Origin of the sequence: Mesorhizobium sp. WSM3879, assembly GCF_002294915.1 — a bacterium.
Classification (GTDB): domain Bacteria; phylum Pseudomonadota; class Alphaproteobacteria; order Rhizobiales; family Rhizobiaceae; genus Mesorhizobium.
On sequence record NZ_NSFZ01000005.1, the window covers coordinates 328,873 to 349,724 of the forward strand.

Annotated in this window: 18 protein-coding genes; 6 read left to right on the forward strand and 12 right to left on the reverse strand. The window is 64.2% G+C overall.

Annotated elements, in window-relative coordinates; all coding sequences use genetic code 11:
* Positions 1–47: 47 nt before the first annotated feature.
* Complete coding sequence (locus tag CK218_RS14515) at positions 48–965, forward strand: hypothetical protein (protein WP_095828149.1); 918 nt, start codon at positions 48–50, stop codon at positions 963–965.
* Between the two features lie 76 nt (positions 966–1,041).
* On the opposite strand, the gene CK218_RS14520 is transcribed toward CK218_RS14515, so the two are convergent.
* From CK218_RS14520 to CK218_RS14565, 10 genes are all read right to left on the reverse strand, one after another.
* Positions 1,042–2,439 (reverse strand): NAD(P)(+) transhydrogenase (Re/Si-specific) subunit beta, encoded by a 1,398-nt coding sequence (locus tag CK218_RS14520; RefSeq protein WP_067324170.1) that lies wholly within the window; start codon positions 2,437–2,439, stop codon positions 1,042–1,044.
* A gap of 1 nt (position 2,440) precedes the next feature.
* Positions 2,441–2,863 carry an NAD(P) transhydrogenase subunit alpha gene (locus CK218_RS14525; protein WP_095828150.1) on the reverse strand — a complete coding sequence of 141 codons (423 nt, stop codon included), beginning with the start codon at positions 2,861–2,863 and terminating at the stop codon, positions 2,441–2,443.
* Positions 2,863–4,131, reverse strand: a complete 1,269-nt coding sequence (locus tag CK218_RS14530) for a Re/Si-specific NAD(P)(+) transhydrogenase subunit alpha (RefSeq protein WP_095828151.1) — start codon at positions 4,129–4,131, stop codon at positions 2,863–2,865. The genes CK218_RS14525 and CK218_RS14530 overlap by 1 nt, the downstream gene beginning before the upstream one ends.
* Positions 4,132–4,217: 86 nt before the next feature.
* On the reverse strand, positions 4,218–4,442 hold the full coding sequence (locus tag CK218_RS14535; protein ID WP_067003362.1) for an aa3-type cytochrome c oxidase subunit IV: 225 nt from the start codon (positions 4,440–4,442) through the stop codon (positions 4,218–4,220).
* A 272-nt stretch (positions 4,443–4,714) separates the two neighbouring features.
* Entirely contained in the window at positions 4,715–4,864 is a 150-nt protein-coding gene (locus CK218_RS14540) for a DUF3096 domain-containing protein (protein ID WP_067003359.1), read from the reverse strand.
* A gap of 148 nt (positions 4,865–5,012) precedes the next feature.
* Positions 5,013–5,933: a hypothetical protein gene (locus CK218_RS14545; protein WP_245425934.1), complete on the reverse strand. Its 921-nt coding sequence runs from the start codon at positions 5,931–5,933 to the stop codon at positions 5,013–5,015.
* Positions 5,934–6,157: 224 nt separating this feature from the next.
* Positions 6,158–8,473: an EAL domain-containing protein gene (locus tag CK218_RS14550; protein WP_067003356.1), complete on the reverse strand. Its 2,316-nt coding sequence runs from the start codon at positions 8,471–8,473 to the stop codon at positions 6,158–6,160.
* A 255-nt stretch (positions 8,474–8,728) separates the two neighbouring features.
* Entirely contained in the window at positions 8,729–12,232 is a 3,504-nt protein-coding gene (locus CK218_RS14555) for an indolepyruvate ferredoxin oxidoreductase family protein (RefSeq protein ID WP_280950826.1), read from the reverse strand.
* 175 nt (positions 12,233–12,407) lie between these two features.
* A complete protein-coding gene (locus tag CK218_RS14560) occupies positions 12,408–12,935 on the reverse strand; it encodes a hypothetical protein (RefSeq protein WP_067324162.1) in 528 nt (175 codons plus the stop codon).
* Entirely contained in the window at positions 12,928–13,536 is a 609-nt protein-coding gene (locus CK218_RS14565; RefSeq protein WP_095828153.1) for a CGNR zinc finger domain-containing protein, read from the reverse strand. Before CK218_RS14565 ends, CK218_RS14560 begins: the two co-directional genes overlap by 8 nt.
* A gap of 95 nt (positions 13,537–13,631) precedes the next feature.
* On the opposite strand from CK218_RS14565, the gene CK218_RS14570 reads away from it, so the two are divergent.
* The 4 genes from CK218_RS14570 to CK218_RS14585 all read left to right on the forward strand — a co-directional run bounded on the left by CK218_RS14570 (position 13,632) and on the right by CK218_RS14585 (position 18,220).
* Entirely contained in the window at positions 13,632–14,537 is a 906-nt protein-coding gene (locus tag CK218_RS14570) for a branched-chain amino acid ABC transporter permease (RefSeq protein ID WP_095776991.1), read from the forward strand.
* Positions 14,538–14,780: 243 nt separating this feature from the next.
* Entirely contained in the window at positions 14,781–15,386 is a 606-nt protein-coding gene (locus CK218_RS14575) for a TRAP transporter small permease subunit (RefSeq protein WP_095828154.1), read from the forward strand.
* The gene (locus CK218_RS14580) at positions 15,383–17,179 is read left to right on the forward strand and encodes a TRAP transporter large permease subunit (RefSeq protein ID WP_179294506.1); all 1,797 of its coding nucleotides are present in this window, start codon (positions 15,383–15,385) and stop codon (positions 17,177–17,179) included. The genes CK218_RS14575 and CK218_RS14580 overlap by 4 nt, the downstream gene beginning before the upstream one ends.
* A gap of 12 nt (positions 17,180–17,191) precedes the next feature.
* Complete coding sequence (locus CK218_RS14585) at positions 17,192–18,220, forward strand: zinc-dependent alcohol dehydrogenase family protein (protein WP_095828155.1); 1,029 nt, start codon at positions 17,192–17,194, stop codon at positions 18,218–18,220.
* Positions 18,221–18,304: 84 nt separating this feature from the next.
* Here CK218_RS14585 and CK218_RS14590 read toward each other — a convergent pair whose 3' ends face one another.
* Complete coding sequence (locus tag CK218_RS14590) at positions 18,305–19,414, reverse strand: TRAP transporter substrate-binding protein (RefSeq protein WP_067003340.1); 1,110 nt, start codon at positions 19,412–19,414, stop codon at positions 18,305–18,307.
* A 245-nt stretch (positions 19,415–19,659) separates the two neighbouring features.
* Between CK218_RS14590 and CK218_RS14595 the strand changes: the two genes are divergently transcribed.
* Positions 19,660–20,433, forward strand: a complete 774-nt coding sequence (locus CK218_RS14595; protein WP_095782240.1) for a gamma-glutamyl-gamma-aminobutyrate hydrolase family protein — start codon at positions 19,660–19,662, stop codon at positions 20,431–20,433.
* A gap of 6 nt (positions 20,434–20,439) precedes the next feature.
* Here the strand turns inward: CK218_RS14595 and CK218_RS14600 are convergent, their stop codons facing one another.
* Positions 20,440–20,832, reverse strand: a complete 393-nt coding sequence (locus CK218_RS14600; RefSeq protein WP_164747262.1) for a hypothetical protein — start codon at positions 20,830–20,832, stop codon at positions 20,440–20,442.
* Positions 20,833–20,852 lie beyond the last annotated feature (20 nt).

Here is a 20,852-nt window from a genome sequence, read left to right on the forward strand (position 1 = left end):
TTCCGATCATCATTCTCATTATGCTTTTTGCCCGCTAGGAGGCTTCGATGCAGCCCACCCTATCGGCAACCGATGCTCCCGGTACGCTAGAATCCTCCGCCACCGCCGTCAGTTGGGGGCCGATCATCGCTGGCGCTTTCGCAGCCTCGGCTTTGACTCTCATCCTTACCTTGCTCGGCTCCGGACTCGGGCTGACGATGGTTTCGCCCTGGTCCGCGTCGAACCCTTCGGTCACCACCTTCGCGGCTACCACCGGCGCCTGGTTGATCGTCGTGCAATGGCTGTCGGCGGGCCTAGGCGGTTATCTTGCCGGGCGGTTGCGGACCAAATGGGTTGGCGTCCACACTGACGAGGTCTATTTCCGCGACACCACCCACGGCTTCCTTGCCTGGGCGCTGGCCACGTTGCTTGTCGCCGGTGTTCTCGGCTCGGTCCTGTCGGCTGCAGTTGGGACGGGCGTGCAGGCGGCATCCACTGTCGCGTCGGGCGCCGCGATGGGTGCCTCGGCAGGCGCGTCGGCAAACGCCAACGGCGCCTCGGTCGACAATGCGACATCGTATTTCGTCGACACGCTGTTCCGTCCGGCGGATGCGAGCAAGCTTGCAGCCGCAAATCCGCAAAACGACGCGGCGACCACCGCGCAAGCGTCTCGCATCCTGGTCGCAAGTGCTGCCGCCGGTGAGGTGTCGGCCGACGACAAGGCCTACCTGGCGCAGCTTGTGACTGCCCGCACAGGCCTTCCGGAAGCCGACGCAAAGGCCCGTGTCGATGCGGTGCTTGCAAAGGTGGAGGAGGCTAAGACCAAGGCCAAGCAGGCGGCAGACACGGCCAGGAAGGCAACGGCCTCATTTGCCCTGATCGGCGCCTTGGCATTGGTCATCGGCGCATTCATCGCCAGCGCTGCCGCAGCTCTCGGCGGCAAGCAGCGCGACGAAGACGAGGCGCTTTTCCTGTCCAAAGGCTAGACTGAACCATCCGGTGATTGAAAGACAAAGCCCGGCTCACGGCCGGGCTTTTCGGTCTTTGAGATGGCAAGCTGGATCAGTGATCGAAAGCCTTGACGATTTCCTCGGTCATCTTCTTGGCGTCGCCGAGCAGCATCATGGTGCCGTCCTTATAGAACAGCGTGTTGTCGATGCCGGCATAGCCCGAACCCAGCGAGCGCTTGACGAAGAGACAGGTGCGGGCCTTGTCGACGTCGAGGATCGGCATGCCGTAGATCGGGCTGCTCTTGTCATCTCGCGCGGACGGGTTGGTGACGTCGTTGGCGCCGATGACATAGGCGACATCGGCCTGCGCGAATTCGGAGTTGATATCCTCCAACTCGAACACCTCGTCATAGGGCACATTGGCCTCGGCGAGCAGCACGTTCATGTGACCGGGCATGCGGCCGGCGACCGGATGGATGGCGTATTTTACCTCGACGCCGTTGGCCTTGAGCTTGTCGGCCATCTCGCGCAGCGCGTGCTGGGCCTGGGCCACCGCCATGCCATAGCCCGGCACGATGATGACCTTCTGCGCGTTCATCATCAGATAGGCGGCGTCGTCGGCCGAGCCCTGCTTGACGGTGCGCTCGATCCCGTCGTCGGCAGCCGCAGCCGTCTCGCCGCCGAAGCCGCCGAGGATGACGGAGATGAAGGAGCGGTTCATGCCCTTGCACATGATGTAGGACAGGATCGCACCGGAAGAGCCGACCAGCGCACCGGTGATGATCAGCGCTAGATTGCCGAGCGTGAAGCCGAGCGCCGCCGCCGCCCAACCGGAATAGGAATTCAGCATCGACACCACGACCGGCATGTCGGCGCCGCCGATCGGGATGATCAGAAGCACGCCGAGCACCAGCGAGGCGGCGACGATCAGCCAGAAGATGAGCTTGGATTCGGTGGTGACGAGCAGCACGATCAGCACCACGAGGGCTACGCCAAGCGCGATGTTGATCAGGTGGCGGCCGCCGATCATGATCGGCTTGCCGGACATGCGGCCGTCGAGCTTGAGGAAGGCGATGACCGAGCCAGTGAAGGTGATGGCGCCGATGGCGACGCCGAGGCTCATCTCGATGAGCGCCTGGGCATGGATGTCGCCGGCCGTGCCGATGCCAAAGCTTTCCGGCGCGTAGATGGCGGCCGCCGCCACCATGACGGCAGCGAAACCGACGAGCGAGTGGAAGGCGGCGACCAGCTGCGGCATCGAGGTCATGGCGATGCGGCGCGCCACATAGGCGCCGACGCCGCCGCCGATGGCAAGCCCCAGCACGATCAGGCCGAAGCGGCCGGCCGAGGGCAGCGCCAGTGCCAGCGTGGTGGCGATGGCAATGCCCATGCCGATCATGCCGTAGAGATTGCCCTGTCGGCTGGTGGTCGGATGCGACAGGCCGCGCAGCGCCAGGATGAACAGGATGCCGGAGACCAGATAGAGGAAGGAAGCGAGATTGACGGTCACGTCACTTTTCCTTCTTCTTGTACATGGCGAGCATGCGCTGAGTGACGAGGAAGCCGCCGAAGATGTTGACCGACACCAGCACCAGGGCGATGAAGCCGAAGCCCGCCGCAAGGCCGGAGGCCGCGATGCCGACGGCGAGCAGCGCGCCGACGACGATGACCGAGGAGATGGCGTTGGTGACGGCCATCAGCGGCGTGTGCAGCGCCGGCGTCACCGACCAGACGACATAATAGCCGACGAAGATCGCCAGCACGAAGATGGCGAAGCGGAAGACGAAGGGATCGATGGCGCCGCCCGAGAGCGCGTGCGCCGCGTTGCCGACAGCCTCGGCGCCGGCGGGCGCATTGGCGAGATCCTGCACCGCGAGGCGTACGGCAGCCGTCGCCTGATCGAGCTGGTCGAGGGCTTTCTGCAGCTGTTCCATCACGCGGTCCCTTCTGGCTTAGGCGAGGGTGACTTGGCTGCGGCCCTCTTCCTGGGCACCGGTTTCTTGTCGGCGGCATCCGCGACCAGGACGGTGGCCGGGATCGCAGCCGGCTCGGTGCGCGGCGTCTCGGCGGCCTTGGCGAAACTGGGGTGCACGACTTGGCCGGCATCGGTCAGCATCGTCGCTTTGACCAACTCGTCATCGCGCTTGATGGCAAGGGTCTTCGTCGCCTTGTCGACCATCGTCTCGAGGAAGGCGTAGAGGTTCTTGGCGTAGAGAAGCGAAGCGGATGCAGCGACACGACCGGGAACATTGAGATGGCCGACGATCTTGACGCCGTTTTCCGTCGTCACGACCCTGCCGGGCACCGCGCCTTCGACATTGCCGCCGCGCTCGACGGCGAGGTCGACGATCACCGAACCCGGCTTCATCGAAGCGACCATGGCGGCCGACACCAGCTTCGGCGCCGGACGGCCGGGGATCAGCGCCGTGGTGATGACGATATCCTGCTTGGCGATGTGCTCTGCGGTCAGTGCCGCCTGCTTGGCCTGATATTCCTTCGACATTTCCTTGGCGTAGCCGCCGGCGGTCTCCGCCGCCTTGAACTCCTCGTCCTCGACCGCCAGGAACTTTGCGCCGAGCGACTGCACCTGCTCCTTCACCGCCGGACGCACGTCGGTGGCGGTGACGACGGCGCCGAGACGGCGCGCGGTGGCGATCGCCTGCAGACCGGCGACGCCGACACCCATGATGAAGGTTTTTGCTGCCGGCACCGTGCCCGCCGCCGTCATCATCATCGGCAGCGCGCGGTCATATTCGGCCGCCGCATCGACCACCGCCTGGTAGCCGGCCAGATTGGCCTGCGAGGAGAGTACGTCCATCACCTGCGCGCGGGTGATGCGCGGCATGAACTCCATCGAGAAGGCGGTGATGCCGGCACTGGCCATCGCGGCAAGCGCCGCATCGTTGCCGTAAGGATCCATGATGGCGATGACGGCCGCGCCCGATTTGTAGCCCTTGAGCTCGGCATCGGTCGGCCGGCGCACCTTCAGCACCACATCGGCGTTCTTGGCGTCCCCGGCAGTTCCAATCGTGCCGCCGGCGGTGGCAAATTCCTGATCGGTGATGCGCGAGCCCAGGCCGGCGCCCTTCTCGACGATCACCTCGAAGCCCAGGCCGGCCAGCCTTTTCACCGTCTCGGGCGAGGCCGCGACTCTCGGCTCGTTCGCGTCAAGCTCACGAGGGATGAATACCGTCTGCCCCACCGCATGATCCTTTCGGCTGGAACCTTGCTGCGCAAGGCGTCGGCCGGGACCTCCGGCGAAACGTCGAACGCAATGGCTTGGAAAGTCTACCGCAGAATGAAATAGCCGACGGCCATGATCACGATGAACAGGATGGTCGCCGAGAAGAAGCCGCCCGCGAAGAAGCCGAAGGCCATGGCCAGCAGAATGGCAGCGCAGACGAGCGAGCCGTATTTGGCGAGCGTGAGAAATGCGTTGTAGGTGCGATCATGCTCGGCATAGTCCATCTGCGCGCCCAGTTCGACAGGACCGGTCGGCGTGTGATCAGCCATAGGAATACCCCTTCGAAAATGCCTTCGAGGCACATAGCGAAAAGCCCGAGCAAGAGCAATGGCGCTATTGCCGCACGGCCGGCGACAACAGCCTCAAACGAAAGTTGAAATGGGCGGAAGCTAAAATTGCGATGGGAGGCCCTCGCCGTGACGAGGGGCGTCGTAGGCCTTTAAAGCGCGTCACGCTGAATCGGATTCAGGCGAGACGCTTCAAAGCTCTTTTTGATGGGTGCCGTTGCCCAGAACCGCTGCACGGTTCCGGGCGAGATGCATTAGGCGGCGAGGTGCGGAAACAGGCCGAGCAGGCCGACCACGATCAGATAGAGCGCGACGATGTAATTGAGCAGGCGCGGCATCACCAGGATCAATATGCCGGCGATCAGCGAGATCAGGGGCGTGAGCGCAAGCGAGTGGATGGTCATAATAATCTTACTCCTTCCGGTGAAAAACCCGATTTGAGCCGGCGACAAGCCTGGGGGCAAGAATGCGGCGCCGCCGATGATCAGTGACGCCGGTACTCGTAACGCGGGAGCGGCGGGGAAGGTTCACGAGGCGCGGAAGGACGCCCGTTCAGGCGGCATCGCGATAGTATTTGGCCGTCGGTACGATCGACAGCGGGGTGAGCCGGTTGATGGCCGGATTGGCGAACATCATCCGCTGCTCCACCGGCGTCGACTTGAAGAAAGGGAAGCGGTCGAGCGTCTGGCGCAAGTTTTCACCACAGGGGATCTCGAACAAGGCGATCGGCGCAAGGACACCCGGAAACACCTTGCCTTCTGTCCGCTGCACGGCATGGAAGATGCGGGCGTAGTAGGCGGAATGTTCGACCTTGACCGGCGTCAGCACGGCCGTCTGGCCAAAATAGCTGGAAGCCACCATGCCGAGCCTCAGCGTCAGGAAAGGCAGGACTCCGGGCGCGGGCGCGCTATCCGCGTCGGTTGCGAACCGGGTTCCGTCTATGAAGGTTTCTCCGCGGGCAAGCCGCTCGGCCAAGATTTCCGGATAGGCGTCGACAGAGGGCGAATAGGGGTGCTCGCGGGAAATGTAATGGAGCCGCAGCGTGCTGACCAAGTGGCCATCGAAATAGACGCCGAACCGGTAGGAATTCGGCAGGTTGTCCCAGCGATCCTCGAACATCCCGCTGGCGATCGGGCCGCACATGCCTGAGCGCAGGTAGGACTGATAGCGAAGACGGTAGATCGCCTCCAGATCTTCGCCCCCCGTGATCAGACGATAATCGACATGCTCCAGCAATTGCATGATCGAACGATTCAGCGCCGAGCCAGCATTTGCGCCGGCGCCAGCCTGCGCATCGTTCCTTGCAGCATCCATTCTCAAGTCCTCGTATCCGCCTGTAAACAGGCTATTCGAGTCAAAATGAGACACAAGCCGAAAATTCGATACTGCTGGTTTACCTTCCGTTAACCTTAACAATGCGCCGGAAAGGGTTGCATGGAAAAGTCGACCGGGCGCCCGGACCTTGGCTCGCATCCGATATCAAAGAGTACACAGCTGCCAGAACTGATAGGACTGGGCCGCCGCAGCTGACAGCAATATAGGACATCTGGCCAAAATACTCGGCTGTATTGAATTGCTTAGAGAAAACAATTGCGAGCTTTTGAACCTGAATAACTCGGGTGAAAACCTTCCGATTTGGCGAAAATGGCTGCGCAGCCAAAGCAACGCGCATTCTCAATCCTGCTTGATGAAATTCCCTATCTGGCCGACCGTCTGGGGGCGAGGCGCAGGTCCGCGGCGAACGGCCAGGTGACGTTCGACATCGTCTCGATGCCGGACGCGCTGAGCGCGGCGCCGAACAGGAAGCCTTGCACGAGGTCCGGCTTGACCGAACGCACCAATATCTTCAGCTGCTCGAAAGTCTCCACCCCTTCGATCGTGACGACCAGGCCCAGCGTCCGGGTCAAGCCGACGATACCCTTCAGAAGATCGAGCGACTGGGGGCTCTGGGTCACGTCGATGAGGAAGGAGCGGTCAATCTTGATCTTGTCGAGCGGCAGCTTGTGCAGGTAGCTGAGGCTGGAATAGCCGGTGCCGAAGTCGTCGAGCGCGATGCGGACGCCCAGCGCTTTCAGCTCTTCGATCAGCTCGCGGGTCAGCGATTTGTCGTCGAGCAGGGCAGTCTCCGTCACCTCGATCTCGAGCCGGTGCGGCGCAAGGCCCGACGCCGCCAGGGCATCACGCACCTTCTGCACGACGTCGCGGTTGCGGAAGTCCTTGGCCGACAGGTTGATCGAAACGCTGGTCTGGGCCGGCCATTTGGCGCATTCGGCGCAGGCCGCCTGCAGCACGAAAGAGCTGATCTCGGAGATGATGCCCATCTCCTCGGCCAGCGGAATGAAGACGCCCGGCGAAATCGGGCCGAGATCGGGATGATCCCAGCGGCAGAGCGCCTCGCAGCTGGCGATGCGCATGGTGCTCATCGACACGATCGGCTGGTAGACGACGCGCAACTCCTTGGCTTGCACGGCGCTGCGCAGATCGGCCTTCATCAGCTGGCGATTGCGGAAGGCGGCGTCCATCGATGCCTCGAACAGCCGCCAGCTGTTCTTGCCGAGCTCCTTGGCTTTGTAGAGCGCGAGGTCCGCCTTGACGATCATGCCGTCAACGTCGGTGTCCTTGACCACGGACAACACCGCGCCGCCGCTGGTCTGGATGCGCAGGCCGTGACCGGCGACGTCGACTTCGCCCTGCAGGCCGGCGAAGATCTCGTCGAGCAGGCTGCTGAGATGGCTCTCATCCTCGATGCGGTCGAAATAGATCATGAATTCGTCGCCGCCGAAGCGGCTGACATTGATGCCCGGCCCGGCGACCGCTGCCAGCCGCTCGGCTACGGCGTAGATCAAACCGTCGCCGACCGGGTGGCCGAGCGTGTCGTTGACGCTCTTGAAATCATCAAGGTCGAGCACCGCCAGGCCGCAGAGCCGGTCGCGGTCGCCGGACGCCATGGCTTCGCCGACCAGCTCGTGGAAGTAGGCACGGTTCGGCAGGCCGGTGAGGTTGTCGTAGCGCGCCATGAAACGGATCTTTTCCTCCGCCTCGACCCGGGCCGTGACGTCCTCGAAGGTGATGACGCCGAGTTCCTGGCTGCCTTCGCGCGCGGAGAACTCGTAGTGCTGGCCATTGGCGAGCGACACGAGCACCTTGCGGTCCCGGCCCTCGCGCAAGGCGCGCGTCAGCTGCGCCTCGATGTAGCGGCAATCCTTCGGTGCCAGCATGCCGCCGGCGACGCCGCGCATCAGAAGGCCGTGGATCGAGCGCCCGAGCAGCGCGTCGGCCGATTTCAGCGACATCAGATGGGCGGCCTCGGCATTGGCGACGGCGACGCGCCCGTCGGGGCCGAGCATGACCAGGCCGTGCGACATCGTGTTGAGCGCGCGGTCGAACCTGCGCGTCAGGTTTCTCGCCTGCTTGTGGCCGATGACCGCCGAGAACAGCACGTTGCGGACATGATCGGCGCCGGTGATGGTGATGAACGTCATCGGGATGATCATCAGGCCGAGGACGACGGAGGGCGCATCCATGCGCAGCAGGAGCGCGAGAGCCGCCGGACCGATGAAGGTCACGGAAAAGATCCGCACCATGCGCGGCGACCCATAGTTGCGGGCGACAACGGTGACCAGGGTCGCCAGCGTCAGCGACATTGCCGCCAGCTCGGCGAACGGTTCGGGATATATGTAGATCGACACGAAACACAGCGCGCCCAATCCGAGACCCTGAAGGCAGCCCTTCAGGATGTAGCTGCGCTCCAACCGCTGCGCGTGTTCGACATCGGCAATCGCGCCGCCTGTCCTCAGGAAGCCGCGAATGCCGAAGTAACGGATAAGGCTGACGGAAAGCAGGGCAAAAGAAAACGCCAGGAACAGGGGATTGTGGGTGCGCAGATAGATCATGAATCCGAGGATCCAGTAGCACGCGCCACCGATCAACAACATGTGCGCGTTGTCGAACAACGACCGCACAAATTGGATATAAACATCCGCGGGGATGCTTTCGGTCTTTGTTTTGCCCATAGGGTCGGCCCAACGCTAAGCCTTGTCATGACACAACCGCCTTAAGAAAGGCTTAGAACAGAACCGTCTTGAGCAGCGGCTTCGGTCTGCCCGCCAAGGGCGCAAAGGACCTAACGCATGTCACCCACAAGTGCGCAGCGGTTTTTGGGAGAACGACCTGCATCGAACAAAGGCCTAAAGCGCCTCGCCTGGATCCATTTCGACGCGAGGCACTTTAGGCCGACCGACGAAAACTTCGGGATTGGTCTGGCGCAATCACTCGGCAGCGCTGAGAACGGGCACCGGAGCGGCCTCGGTCAGCCGCTGCAGCAGCCTGGAGCGCTCTTCGGACGCCTTGGCGGCGCTGGCCTGCCGGACATGGCCATAGCCGCGGATGAGCGCCGGAACGGAGGCCAGAGCGGCGGCGGCCTCGACCTTGCCCGGCGCAAGCGCTGCGGCGATCAGATCAAGATCGGCCTCGTATTGCGCAAGCAGTTGCCGCTCGGCGCGCCGTTCGGCGGTATGGCCGAACAGGTCGAACGCGGTGCCGCGCAGGCCTCTCATGACAGCAAGCAGGCGAAATGCCTTCATCATCCACGGGCCGAAACTCGATTTCCTCGGCTTGCCGTCATTGCCGCGCCGCCCGAGGATCGGCGGCGCGAGGTGAAATTCCAGCTTTTCGTAGCTTTGGAACTGCCTTGCGAGATCGGCGGCGAAGCTGTCGTCGGTGTAAAGCCGGGCCACCTCGTATTCGTCCTTGATCGCCATCAGCTTGAAGAGGTTTTTCGCGGCCGCCTCGGTGACGGCCGTTGAGCCGGGAACCGCTCTCGCCTCGGCTGCGCGCAGGGCCGCGATCCTGTTGGAATAGCGCTTGCCATAGGCGGCGTTCTGGTAGGCGGTGAGGAAAGCCACCCGCCGGGCGACAATGTCGTCGAGCGTTTCGGGTGCCGACGCCGGCTTGCCGGTACGACCGACCAGGCCGCGCACGAAATCCGGCTGGTGCGCGGCGCGACGGCCCCAGCGGAAGGCGGCGATGTTCATCACCACCGCTTCGCCGTTCAATTCTATCGCTTTTTCAACGGCTTCGGCCGAGAGCGGCAGCCCGCCATGCTGGAAGGCGAAGCCGAGCATGAACATGTTGGCGCCGAGCGAATTGCCGAACAGCGCGGTCGCCGTGCGGGTGGCATCGAAGAAGTGGGCCTTGTCGTCGCCGGCGGCGGCACGGATCGCCTTCTTCAGCCGCTCGACCGGCAGCGAAAAATCGGCGGAACGGGTGAATTCGCCGGGCATGATCTCGGCGGTGTTGGCGAGGAACATGGTATGGCCCTCTCGCACCGCGGCGAGCACCTTTTTGGCGCCGGAGACGACGAGGTCGCAGCCAAGCACAAGATCGGCCTTGCCAGCGGAAACGCGGATGGCGTGGATGTCCTCGGGCGTCGGGGCGATGCGGACATGGGTGAAGACCGAGCCGCCCTTCTGGGCAAGGCCCGCCATGTCGATCATGCCGCAGCCCTTGCCCTCGATATGGGCAGCCATGCCCAGCACCGCGCCGATGGTGACGACGCCGGTGCCGCCGACGCCGTCGATGATCGCCGCCCAGCCCTGAGATCCGAGTGGAAATTCGCCGGGTGACGGCACGCCTTCGAGCGGATCGCTCTTGCCGGCAATCCCCTCGGCCTTCCTGATCTTGCCGCCATGCACCGTCACGAAAGAGGGGCAGAAGCCGTTGAGGCAGGAAAAATCCTTGTTGCAGCTCGACTGGTCGATCCGGCGCTTGCGGCCGAATTCGGTCTCGACCGGCTGGATCGAGACGCAGTTCGACTGCACGCCGCAATCGCCGCAGCCTTCGCAGACCAGTTCGTTGATGAAGACGCGCTTGTCGGGATCGGGGAAGGTGCCGCGCTTGCGGCGCCGACGCTTTTCCGCGGCACAGGTCTGGTCATAGAGAAGCACCGACACGCCCTTGACCTCGCGCAGCTCGCGCTGGACGAGGTCGAGGTCGTCGCGGTGATGGATCGTGGCGCCGGGCGGGAAATCGGCCTTGCCGGCATATTTAGCCGGCTCGTCGGTGACGACGGCGATGCGCTCGACGCCCTCGGCGCGCACCTGTCTGGCGATCATATCGACGGTGAGGCCACCTTCGTGCGGCTGGCCGCCGGTCATGGCGACTGCGTCATTGTAGAGGATCTTGTAGGTGATGTTGGCGCCTGAGGAGAGCGCAAAGCGGATCGCCAGCGCGCCGGAGTGGTTGTAGGTGCCATCGCCGAGATTCTGGAAGATATGGCCGCGCTTGGAGAACGGCGCCTGGCCGACCCATTGCGCGCCCTCGCCGCCCATGGCGGTGAAGCCGACCGTGTTACGGTCCATCCACAGCGCCATGAAGTGGCAGCCGATGCCGGCGGCGGCAAGCGAGCCCTCCGGCACCTTGGTCGAGGAATTGTGCGGGCAGCCCGAGCAGAAGAACGGCGTGCGCGAACCGATGTCGACGGTATCGGCGAGCATCGCCTGGAACTGGCGCAGCTTCGCCACGCGCGCCGCGATCTCCTCCAAGGGGCCGATGGTGCGCAGGATACGCTCGCCGAGCGCGATCGCGATCTCGTTCGGGTCGAGCGCGCCCTTGGCCGGAAACAGCCAGTCCCCGCGCTCGTCCTTCTTGCCGACGATGGCAGGCTGAATAGCGGAACCGTAGAGGTTCTCGCGCAACTGGACCTCGATCAACGAGCGCTTCTCCTCGACGACGACGATGGTGTCGAGGCCGCGGGCGAAGTCGGCGATATGCTGATAATCGAGCGGCCAGGGGCAGCCGACCTTGAACAGGCGGATGCCTATGCGATTGGCCGCATTTTCGTCGATGCCGATATCCTCCAGCGCCTGGCGGACGTCGAGATAGCTCTTGCCTATGGTGATGATGCCGAGCTTCGGGTTGCTGCCGCCCGAATAGACAGTCCGATTGAGCCCGTTGGCCTGGATGAAGGCGGAAGCGGCGGCGCGCTTGTGCTCCTGCAGGCGCTCCTCCTGGCCGAGCATGTCGATCTCGTGGCGGATGTTGAGGCCGCCCGGCGGCATGTCGAAATCAGGAATGACGATGTTCAGCCGCTCGATCGAGGCGTCGACCGAAGCGGTCGATTCGATATTGTCCTTGACGCATTTGATCGCCGCCCAGGTGCCGGCGAAACGCGACATGGCGAAGCCAAGGAGACCGTAGTCGATGATCTCCTGGACGCCGGCGGGGTTGAGGATCGGCACCATGGTGTCGACGAACAGGAATTCGGTGGCATGTGCGTTCGTCGAGGATTCGGCCATGTGGTCGTCGCCCATCAGGGCGAGAACGCCGCCATTTCTCGACGAGCCGGCGAGATTGGCGTGGCGGAAAACGTCGCCGGAGCGGTCGACGCCCGGCCCCTTGCCGTACCAGACGGCAAAGACGCCGTCATGGATGCCTTCGCCGAGCAACTCGGTCTGCTGCGAGCCCCAGCACGCGGTGGCGGCGAGCTCTTCGTTGAGGCCCGGCTGAAAGACGATGTCGGCCTGCGCAAGCTGCCGCTTCGCCTTCCACAGCTGCATGTCGAGGCCGCCCAGCGGCGAGCCGCGATAGCCGGAGACGAAGCCTGCGGTGTTGAGGCCGGCGCGGCGGTCGCGCTCGCGCTGCATCAAAAGCATGCGCACGACGGCTTGCGCCCCGGACAGGAAAACGCGCTCCTTGCCAAGGTCGAACTTGTCGTCGAGCGCGACGTCATGCAGCGTCATCAGGCATGTCCTCTGCGGAGGCGCGCCGTGGATCGGCGGCCAACGTCGGAGTGAGAGGCCGCAGTCTTTCTTCCCTTGCGGGACAGGTCAAACGAAATCGCAGCGACCAGAGCGCACGCAACAAACGGTCCCGCTGGAAGCGGTCGCCGCATTCAATCGCACGCTAAACGCTTTGCAGCGCACGAAAATTTCGACCGGTCAACGGGCCTCAAGCCGCCTTCGAGCAATCCGGCTTGGGCGCATCCGGCAGCTTGCCGTCGGGATGGCCGGCAAGGTCCGGGTTGAGCTCGTATTTCGGCCCGATCACCAGCGGCCGGTCCGGCAGCATGGTCTGGTCCGCCGAGGAGGTCATCGTCGTCTCGAGGCTTTGAAGCAACGTGCCGCTCGAATCCTCGATGCGGATCGTCACGGAATAGGGCTTGTCCTTGACCACGCAGGTGAGCGGCGGGCTGGTCAAGGTGATATGCGGGAGCTTCGGCCAGATCTTCTGGTTGACGATGAGCGGGTCGCCGCCGGCCGGATTCTGGAAATTCACCACCGCAATCTGTCCCTCGCCCATCGGCCGCAGCGGTCTCAGCGTGATGACATAGGTGGCGATGCCAAGCCGGTAGTTGAACTCGAACAGCTTGCCGGAAATGGCGAAGAGCTGCTCCTTGCCGGTGTCGCGGCAGGCGCCGAGCGCCGTCGCGGCGATCAGGGCCGCGCCGAGAGCGATCGAACGGAATTTTCTAAGCATTGGTGGCCTCCCTGGCCGCCGTGCGGCGGCGATAATAGCGGTTCGCTTTCTGGCGGTTGCCGCAGACGGCCATGTCGCACCAGAGGCGGCTTGAGTTGCGGCTGCGGTCCAGAAAGAGCCAGCTGCAGTTCGGACAGATCCTGAGCCTGGCAACGGTGTCGTCGCGCAGCAGCGAAAGCGCCGAGACGGCCAAAGCCGCCTCGAAGGCTATCGGCGTCGCCGGATCGCCAAAGGGCCTGCCCGGTGCGCCGATTTCGATGCTGCTGCCGGAGAGGCCGTTGGCGCAGGCGGTCAGGAAATCCGGCAGATGGCCGGCGGCGATCGCGCCTTTCGCTATGGCATGGCGGAACAGGCGGTCCGTCGCCTCGCGGATCGACAGCACGGCCGCGGCGATGCCGCCCGGTTCAGGCGCCTCCAGCCGCCGGCCGCCAAGCTCGGCGGCGCGAAAGCCGCTCGCCGCCTCGGCGAAGCGGGCGATCTCGGCGGGATCAGCGAAACGGTCGAAGGTCTTTTCCGGGTCATTGCGCAGGACGACCGTGTTCGCCGTGTCGAGCGCGAGGATGCCGCCGGTGAAGCGGTGCGGGGTCCAGGATACCGTCATGCCAGAAATCTAACCGATAAAACGTATTTGACAAGTTAGATTTCGGATGCAACGCTCCAAACGGGGGCCAGTTCGCACGGCCCTAGGGATGCTCCATGCTTTATTTCTATCAGCAGGTGCTGAACGGCCTGCATTCGGGCGCGCTCTATGCGCTGCTCGCCTTCGGCTACGTGCTTACCAACGGCATCCTGCACCGCACCAACCTTGCCTATGGCGCGCTGTTTGCCTTTTGCGGCCACACCATGATCCTGACCGCCGCCTTCGGCTATCAGGCGCTGTGGCTGACGCTGTTCGCCTCGGTCGCGCTAGGTATCGTTGCTGCCCTGCTCTATTCGGTGCTGATCAGCCAGGTGCTGTCGCGCAGCGTGTTCGAGAGGCTGGCGGACCGGTCGCCCAACGCCATCGTGGTGACGACGCTCGGCATCTTGCTGTTCCTGTCGGAAGCAAGCCGCATCGCCGCCGACACCCATGATCTCTGGCTGCCGCCGATGCTCGCCCAGCCCGTCGTCTTCGCGCAGGGTGCCGGCTTCAAGGTGACGCTGACCGTTATCCAGCTCTTGGATTGCGCGGCGGTGATGGCGATGGTGGCGGTGGCCGCGTGGCTGTTTTCGCATTCGCGCTTCGGACGCGCCTGGCGGGCCGTGTCCGACGACCCGAAGGCGGCAGCGATGTGCGGCATCGACGTCACCGCGGTGTTCCGCCGCGCGGTGCTCTATGGCGGCTTCTGCGCGGCTTTTGCCGGCATGCTCGCCGGCATCTACTATGGCAACATCAGCTTCGGCACGGGCCTCGTCTACGGCCTCAAGATCCTGTTCGTGACGGCGGTCGGCGGCTACATGTCGCCGCTCAAGGCTGCTCTCGGCGCCGCGGCCTTCGGCATGGCCGAATCGCTGTGGGCCGGTTATTTCCCGCTCGAATGGCGCGACGGCTGGATATACCTCTTCCTCGTCGCCATGCTGGTGCTGATCGGCGCCGGCCGCGACCAGGCCAAGGTCGCCTGAAACCCATCAGACTTTGGTTGCATGAGGCGCCGTGAGGTGACCGGTTTTTACCGTTGCTCGCCGCGTGGGTCGCCGGCACGTGCTTTGCCATGTTGACCATCCGGGCCACGCACTGCATACCGTTGGGCCAAGCGGCGCGACACCGGAGGGGGACTCGGGCGCGGCGCCAGCACTTTGAGTTAGGCATCGTGCTTTCCGAAATCGAACGCGATTCTCGGGGCCGGTGCGCGAGGGAGGAAATGCATGGCAGGGCTGCTCGCTCTATCCACGACGATCGACCGCATCAACGAGTTCATCGGCCGCTGGGTCTCGTGGCTGATCCTGCTTGCGATCCTGGTGAGCGCCGGCAACGCGGTCATCCGCAAGGTGTTCGACATCTCCTCCAACGCCTGGCTCGAACTGCAGTGGTATCTGTTCGGCGCCGCCTTCATGCTGGCCGCCGCCTATACGCTGAAACAGAACGACCATATCCGCATCGACATCGTCTACGGCATGTTCCCCCGCCGCGTGCAGCACTGGATCGACCTCCTCGGCCATCTCCTCTTCCTGATGCCGTTCGTGGTGCTGATGGTGATCTACTTCGTGCCTTACGTGTCGCTGTCCTTCCGCAGCGGCGAGATGTCGACCAATGCCGGCGGGCTGATCGTCTGGCCGGCCAAGGCCATCCTGCTCGTCGGCTTCTTCCTGCTGGCCATCCAGGGCGTCGCCGAGATCATCAAGAAGATCGCCATCATGCGCGGCGACATGGAGGATCCCACTCCCTATGTGTCGGCCCACGACCAGGCCACGCTCGAGGCCGAAGCGCTTGCCGAAGAAGCCAAGGCGCTGTCCGGCGAGGTGCGCTCATGATCGAGTTCATCGCGCAGAACATGGCGCCGATCATGTTCGCCTCGCTGATCATCTTCCTTTTGATCGGCTACCCCGTCGCCTTCTCGCTCGCTGCGAACGGCCTGTTGTTCTTCTTCATCGGCGTGCTCTTGTCGCCCTATTCCGGCGGCTCGATCAACCTCGCCTGGCCGCTGCTGCATGCGCTGCCGGATAATTTCTACGGCACAAGGGTGATGTCGAACGACACGCTGCTGGCCATTCCATTCTTCACTTTCATGGGGATCGTGCTGGAGCGATCCGGCATGGCCGAGGACCTGCTCGACACGGTCGGGCAGCTGTTCGGCCCGATCCGCGGCGGGCTTGCCTATGCGGTGATCTTCGTCGGCGCACTGCTTGCCGCAACGACCGGCGTGGTGGCGGCCTCCGTCATCGCCATGGGGCTGATCTCGCTGCCGATCATGCTGCGCTACGGCTACGACCGGCGCCTCGCCTCGGGCGTGATCGCGGCTTCCGGCACACTGGCCCAGATCATCCCCCCCTCGCTGGTGCTGATTGTGCTGGCCGACCAGCTTGGACGCTCGGTGGGCGACATGTATGCGGGCGCACTGATCCCCGGCCTCGTTCTGACCGGCATCTACATGCTCTACATCCTGATCATGTCGATCGTCCGGCCGAACTCGATGCCGGCATTGCCGCTCGAGGCCCGCACGCTCGGCCACGGCGTGATTTCGCTGATCGTGGCGCTGCTGGTGACCGGCGCGATTTCCTATGCGGCCTATCATTACCTCGCGCCGACGCATGGCGACAATGCGGACATCCTTGGCGCCACCGTGGGCGTGATCGCCATCTACATCGTGGCGATCGCCGACCAGCGCCTCCACATCAACATGATGTCCAAGCTGGCACAGCAGGTGGTGATCGTGCTGATCCCGCCGCTGGCGCTGATCTTCCTGGTGCTGGGCACCATCTTCCTCGGCATCGCCACCCCGACCGAGGGCGGCGCCATGGGCGCCGTCGGCGCGCTGATCATGGCGGGCTTCAAGGGGCGGCTGACGATGGATGTCATCAAGCAGGCGCTGGCCTCGACGACGCGGCTCTCCGCCTTCGTGCTGTTCATCCTGATCGGCGCGCGCGTCTTCTCGCTCACCTTCTACGGCGTCAACGGCCACATCTGGGTCGAGCATCTCTTGACCTCGCTGCCGGGCGGCGAGACCGGCTTCCTGATCGGCGTCAACGTGCTGGTTTTCGTGCTCGCCTTCTTCCTCGACTTCTTCGAGCTCGCCTTCATCATCGTGCCACTGCTGGCGCCCGCCGCCGACAAGCTCGGCATCGACCTGATCTGGTTCGGCGTGCTGCTTGGCGTAAACATGCAGACCAGCTTCATGCATCCGCCGTTCGGCTTCGCGCTGTTCTACCTGCGTTCGGTCGCGGCGCGCGTGCCCTATCTCGACCGCATCACCGGCAAACAGATCGCGCCGGTCACCACCGGCCAGATCTATTGGGGCGCGGTGCCGTTCGTCTGTATCCAGGTGATCATGATCGGGCTTACCATCGCCTTCCCGCAAATGGTGATGCGCTACAAGGGCACCGCCGTCGAGCCGAGCACGATCGACCTCAAGCTGCCGGACATGCCGGGACTTGCGCCGCTCGGCACGCCGCCGGCCGACAATGGCGCGGCGCCCGCCAGTGGCGGCTCGGCGCCCGCCGCGCCTGGCACCCCGGACTTGTCACAGCCGCCGAATTTCGGCGATACGGCCCCCGCCAAGCCGGCGGCGCCGGCGCCCGATCTTTCCAAGCCGCCGAGTTTCAACTGAGGTGACCAAGTCATGAGAGCCGTACGGCTGGAAGCAATCGGCGGCATCGCCCTTCGTGAGGTCGACAAACCTGCGCCGGGGCCGGAGGATGTTCTGGTGCGGATCGAAGCCTGCGGCGTCTGCGGCACGGACCGCCACCTGTTCCATGGCGAATTCCCGTGCACGCCGCCGGTCACGCTCGGCCACGAATTCTGCGGCATCGTCGAGGCGGTCGGCGACGCGGTGTCCGGCATCGCCGTCGGCGATCGGGTCACGGGCGACCCCAACATCGCCTGCGGGCGCTGCAGCCAGTGCCGAGCCGGCCGCGTCAATTTGTGCAGCAATCTCAGGGCTATCGGCATCCACCGGGACGGCGGTTTCGCCGATTATGTCGTGATGCCGCAAGGCCAGGCCTTCCTCCTGCCCGGCAACCTCAAGCCGACGCATGGCGCCTTCTGCGAGCCGCTGGCCTGCTGCCTGCACGGCATCGACCTAGCCGGAATCAGGGCCGGCGGCTCGGTGGTGGTGCTCGGCGGCGGCGTCATCGGCCTGCTCACCGTGCAATTGGCGAAGCTTGCCGGTGCCGCGACCATCATCCTATCGACCAGGCAGGCCTCGCGCCGGGCGCTGGCCGAAGAACTCGGCGCGACCGCTACGGTCGATCCCAGCGCCGTCGATCCCATCGAGGCCATCGCCGGAAAAGCCGGGCTTGTACCGGGCGGCGTCGACGTGGTGCTGGAATGCGCCGGCGTTCGCGACACCGTCGAGCAGTCGATGCGAATTGCCAAGGCCGGAGGCACGGTGGTGATCGTCGGCGTGATGCCGCAGGGGCAGAAGGTGGCTTTCGAGCCTTTCGACGTGCTGTTCCGGGAGTTGAAGGTCCTCGGGTCCTTCATCAATCCCTTCACGCATCAACGCGCCGCGGACCTCATCGCGTCCGGCGCGATCGAGATCGACAAGCTGATTTCCAGGCAGGTGCCACTCGAAGAGGCGCCGCAGGTGATCTCGAACCCAGCCGCCCCCGGCGAGGTCAAGGTGCTGGTCGTGCCGGGCCGGACCTGAAGTCCTGCAACGTTGGCGATTGGCGAAACCGGCGGTGACAGCGCCCTCTCCCCGTCACCATAGGGGAGAGGGCGTAGACCCCGGCTACAGCTTGCCGTTACGCTGCTGCACCATCATGAAGGTGTCGTAGTTGTATTCGGCGACCTGGGCCCAGAGATAGTGCTCCTTGCGGAAGCCTTTGATGGATTCCCAGATCTTCTTGAACGGCGCGTTGTTGGCCTCCATTTCGGCATAGACTTCGTTGGCCTTTTCGAAGCAGGCGGCCATGATTTCCTGGCTGAAAGGAGCCAGCTTGGCGCCGCTGGCGACCAGCCGCTTCACCGCCGCCGGATTGAGGTAGTCGTATTTCTGCAGCATGTTGGCGTCGGCGGCTTGCGCGGCCGTGTGCACCAGCGACTTGTAGGCAGGCGACAATTCCTCGTATTTCGCCTTGTTGAACATCAGATGCACGGTCGGGCCGCCTTCCCACCAGCCGGGATAGTAGTAGTAGGGCGCGACCTTGTAGAAGCCGAGCTTCTCGTCGTCATAGGGGCCGACCCATTCGGCGGCGTCGATCGTGCCCTTTTCCAGCGCCGGGTAGATGTCGCCGCCGGCGATCTGCTGCGGCACGACGCCGAGCTTCTGCACCACTTTGCCGGCAAAGCCGCCGATGCGCATCTTGAGGCCGGAAAGATCGGCGACCGTGTTGATCTGCTTGCGGAACCAGCCGCCCATCTGCACGCCGGTGTTGCCGCCCGGCAGGCCGAACAGGCCTTGCGTTGCAAGGAATTCGTTGAAGAGGTCAATGCCGCCGCCATGGTAGTGCCAAGCGTTCATGCCGCGCGCGTTGAGCGAGAACGGCACTGCGGCACCCAGCGCCCAGGTTGGGTCCTTGCCCCAATAGTAATATGCCACCGTGTGGCATGCCTCGACGGTGCCTGCGGCGGTGGCGTCGGCCGCCTGCAGGCCGGGAACGAGCTCGCCCGAGGCGAAGACCTGAACCTGGAAATTGCCGTCGGTCGCTTCCGACAGCATTTTTGAGAACACTTCCGCACCGCCATAGATCGTGTCGAGCGATTTCGGGAAGGACGATGCCAGCCGCCAGGTCACTTTCGGATTGGACTGGGCTATCGCCGGCGTGGCAAGCGCGGCGGCCGCTGCCGCGACACCAACACCGGATGCACCGGCCTTACGGATGAACGAACGACGATCCATGCATTTTCCTCCCGTTTAGAACCAACAGACCGATGCTCGGACATCCGCGGTGCCCTGATCGGCTGCGCGAAACAATACACGGGCAAGATGTCGAGTCCAGCACCGCGGGCAGCGTGCAACTATAGTCTAACGCCGACCGTCCTGGCCCATTCGGCGAGCCGAAACTTGCCATGGCAAAGTGCCGGCTGATCGCCTATTTTGTAGGCAGAATAATTCGTTAGCCCTCGATGGAACCCGTATCCAAAATGCAGCAGCCGCTCGTTGCCGTCTCAACCGATGTCCGCCAGTTCGACAACTACACATGGCATGCCGCGCCCCAGCAATATATCGAGGCGGCGATCGCCGGCGCCGACGTGTTCCCGCTCTTGGTGCCGTCCTTCGGCGACCGGCTCGATTTCGACGAGCTGCTGTCCTCGGTCGACGGCGTGATGGTGACGGGTTCGAAATCCAATGTGCATCCCTCGCTCTATGGCGGCGATCCCAGCGAGGCCAACGGCCCCTACGACCCGGCGCGCGACTCCACCACGCTGCCGCTGATCCGCAAGGCGATCGAGCGCGGCGTGCCGCTGCTCGCCATCTGCCGCGGCATCCAGGAGCTCAACGTGGCGCTGGGCGGGACGCTCGGCACCGAGATCCAGGAGCGCGAAGGCTCGCTCGATCACCGCGCGCCGGTGAGCGAGAATCAGGACGAGCGCTTCGGCATCCACCAGACGATTTCGATCAAGCCCGGAACCTGTCTCGCCGGCGTGTTCGGCGCCGGCGACATCAAGGTCAACTCGCTGCATCGCCAAGCGATCGACCGGCTCGGATCGAAACTGCAGGTCGAGGCTTTGGCGACCGACGGCACGATCGAGGCCGTCTCGGTCAAGGAGGCCCGCGCCTTCGCCGTCGGCGTCCAGTGGCATCCCGAATATTGGGTGAAGTCGGACAGCAACTCGGCAAAGATCTTCCGCGCCTTCGGCGATGCCGTGCGCCTGCATGCGGCGGCGAAGGCCGGTGCACGCGCGGCGGCGGAATAGCCGAACTCAGTCGCTGGTCGTCGCGTTCAGTGCCAAAAGCGGGGCGGCCGGCGCATAGGATTCGTAGCCGTCGCCATCAGCAACACCGAAGGTGACGATCGGATCGATGCCGTTCTCGCTGAACGCGACCGAGCCGTCGGCCTGCTCGCGCCAGAATTTCACACGCTCGATGCCGGGCATCAGCTTGCTGCAGTTCGGAGCAATTGTCAGCAGCGACAGGCCGTCCGAAACCTCGGCGCCGCGCTTGATTGCGCAGGCCGCTTCGTCGCCATTGGCCGTCAGCCGATAGCTGTTGGAGAGGCCGGCTTGCTCGACCGCGCTTTGGCCGTTGCCGTCGTGCAGGGACTGAACGCCCCCGTATAAGGCGACTGACGCAACCAATCCGGCTAACAGCTTCACTCCGCCTCTCCACATCCTGG

Bases quoted from the DNA above. Each gene is read 5' to 3' on its own strand.
- CK218_RS14515 (WP_095828149.1), top strand. From the start codon at position 48: ATGCAGCCCACCCTATCGGCAACCGATGCTCCCGGTACGCTAGAATCC.
- CK218_RS14525 (WP_095828150.1), bottom strand. From the start codon at position 2,863: ATGGAACAGCTGCAGAAAGCCCTCGACCAGCTCGATCAGGCGACGGCT.
- CK218_RS14535 (WP_067003362.1), bottom strand. From the start codon at position 4,442: ATGGCTGATCACACGCCGACCGGTCCTGTCGAACTGGGCGCGCAGATG.
- CK218_RS14540 (WP_067003359.1), bottom strand. From the start codon at position 4,864: ATGACCATCCACTCGCTTGCGCTCACGCCCCTGATCTCGCTGATCGCC.
- CK218_RS14545 (WP_245425934.1), bottom strand. From the start codon at position 5,933: ATGCGAGCCAAGGTCCGGGCGCCCGGTCGACTTTTCCATGCAACCCTT.
- CK218_RS14550 (WP_067003356.1), bottom strand. From the start codon at position 8,473: ATGGGCAAAACAAAGACCGAAAGCATCCCCGCGGATGTTTATATCCAA.
- CK218_RS14560 (WP_067324162.1), bottom strand. From the start codon at position 12,935: ATGCTTAGAAAATTCCGTTCGATCGCTCTCGGCGCGGCCCTGATCGCC.
- CK218_RS14565 (WP_095828153.1), bottom strand. From the start codon at position 13,536: ATGACGGTATCCTGGACCCCGCACCGCTTCACCGGCGGCATCCTCGCG.
- CK218_RS14570 (WP_095776991.1), top strand. From the start codon at position 13,632: ATGCTTTATTTCTATCAGCAGGTGCTGAACGGCCTGCATTCGGGCGCG.
- CK218_RS14575 (WP_095828154.1), top strand. From the start codon at position 14,781: ATGGCAGGGCTGCTCGCTCTATCCACGACGATCGACCGCATCAACGAG.
- CK218_RS14580 (WP_179294506.1), top strand. From the start codon at position 15,383: ATGATCGAGTTCATCGCGCAGAACATGGCGCCGATCATGTTCGCCTCG.
- CK218_RS14585 (WP_095828155.1), top strand. From the start codon at position 17,192: ATGAGAGCCGTACGGCTGGAAGCAATCGGCGGCATCGCCCTTCGTGAG.
- CK218_RS14590 (WP_067003340.1), bottom strand. From the start codon at position 19,414: ATGGATCGTCGTTCGTTCATCCGTAAGGCCGGTGCATCCGGTGTTGGT.
- CK218_RS14595 (WP_095782240.1), top strand. From the start codon at position 19,660: ATGCAGCAGCCGCTCGTTGCCGTCTCAACCGATGTCCGCCAGTTCGAC.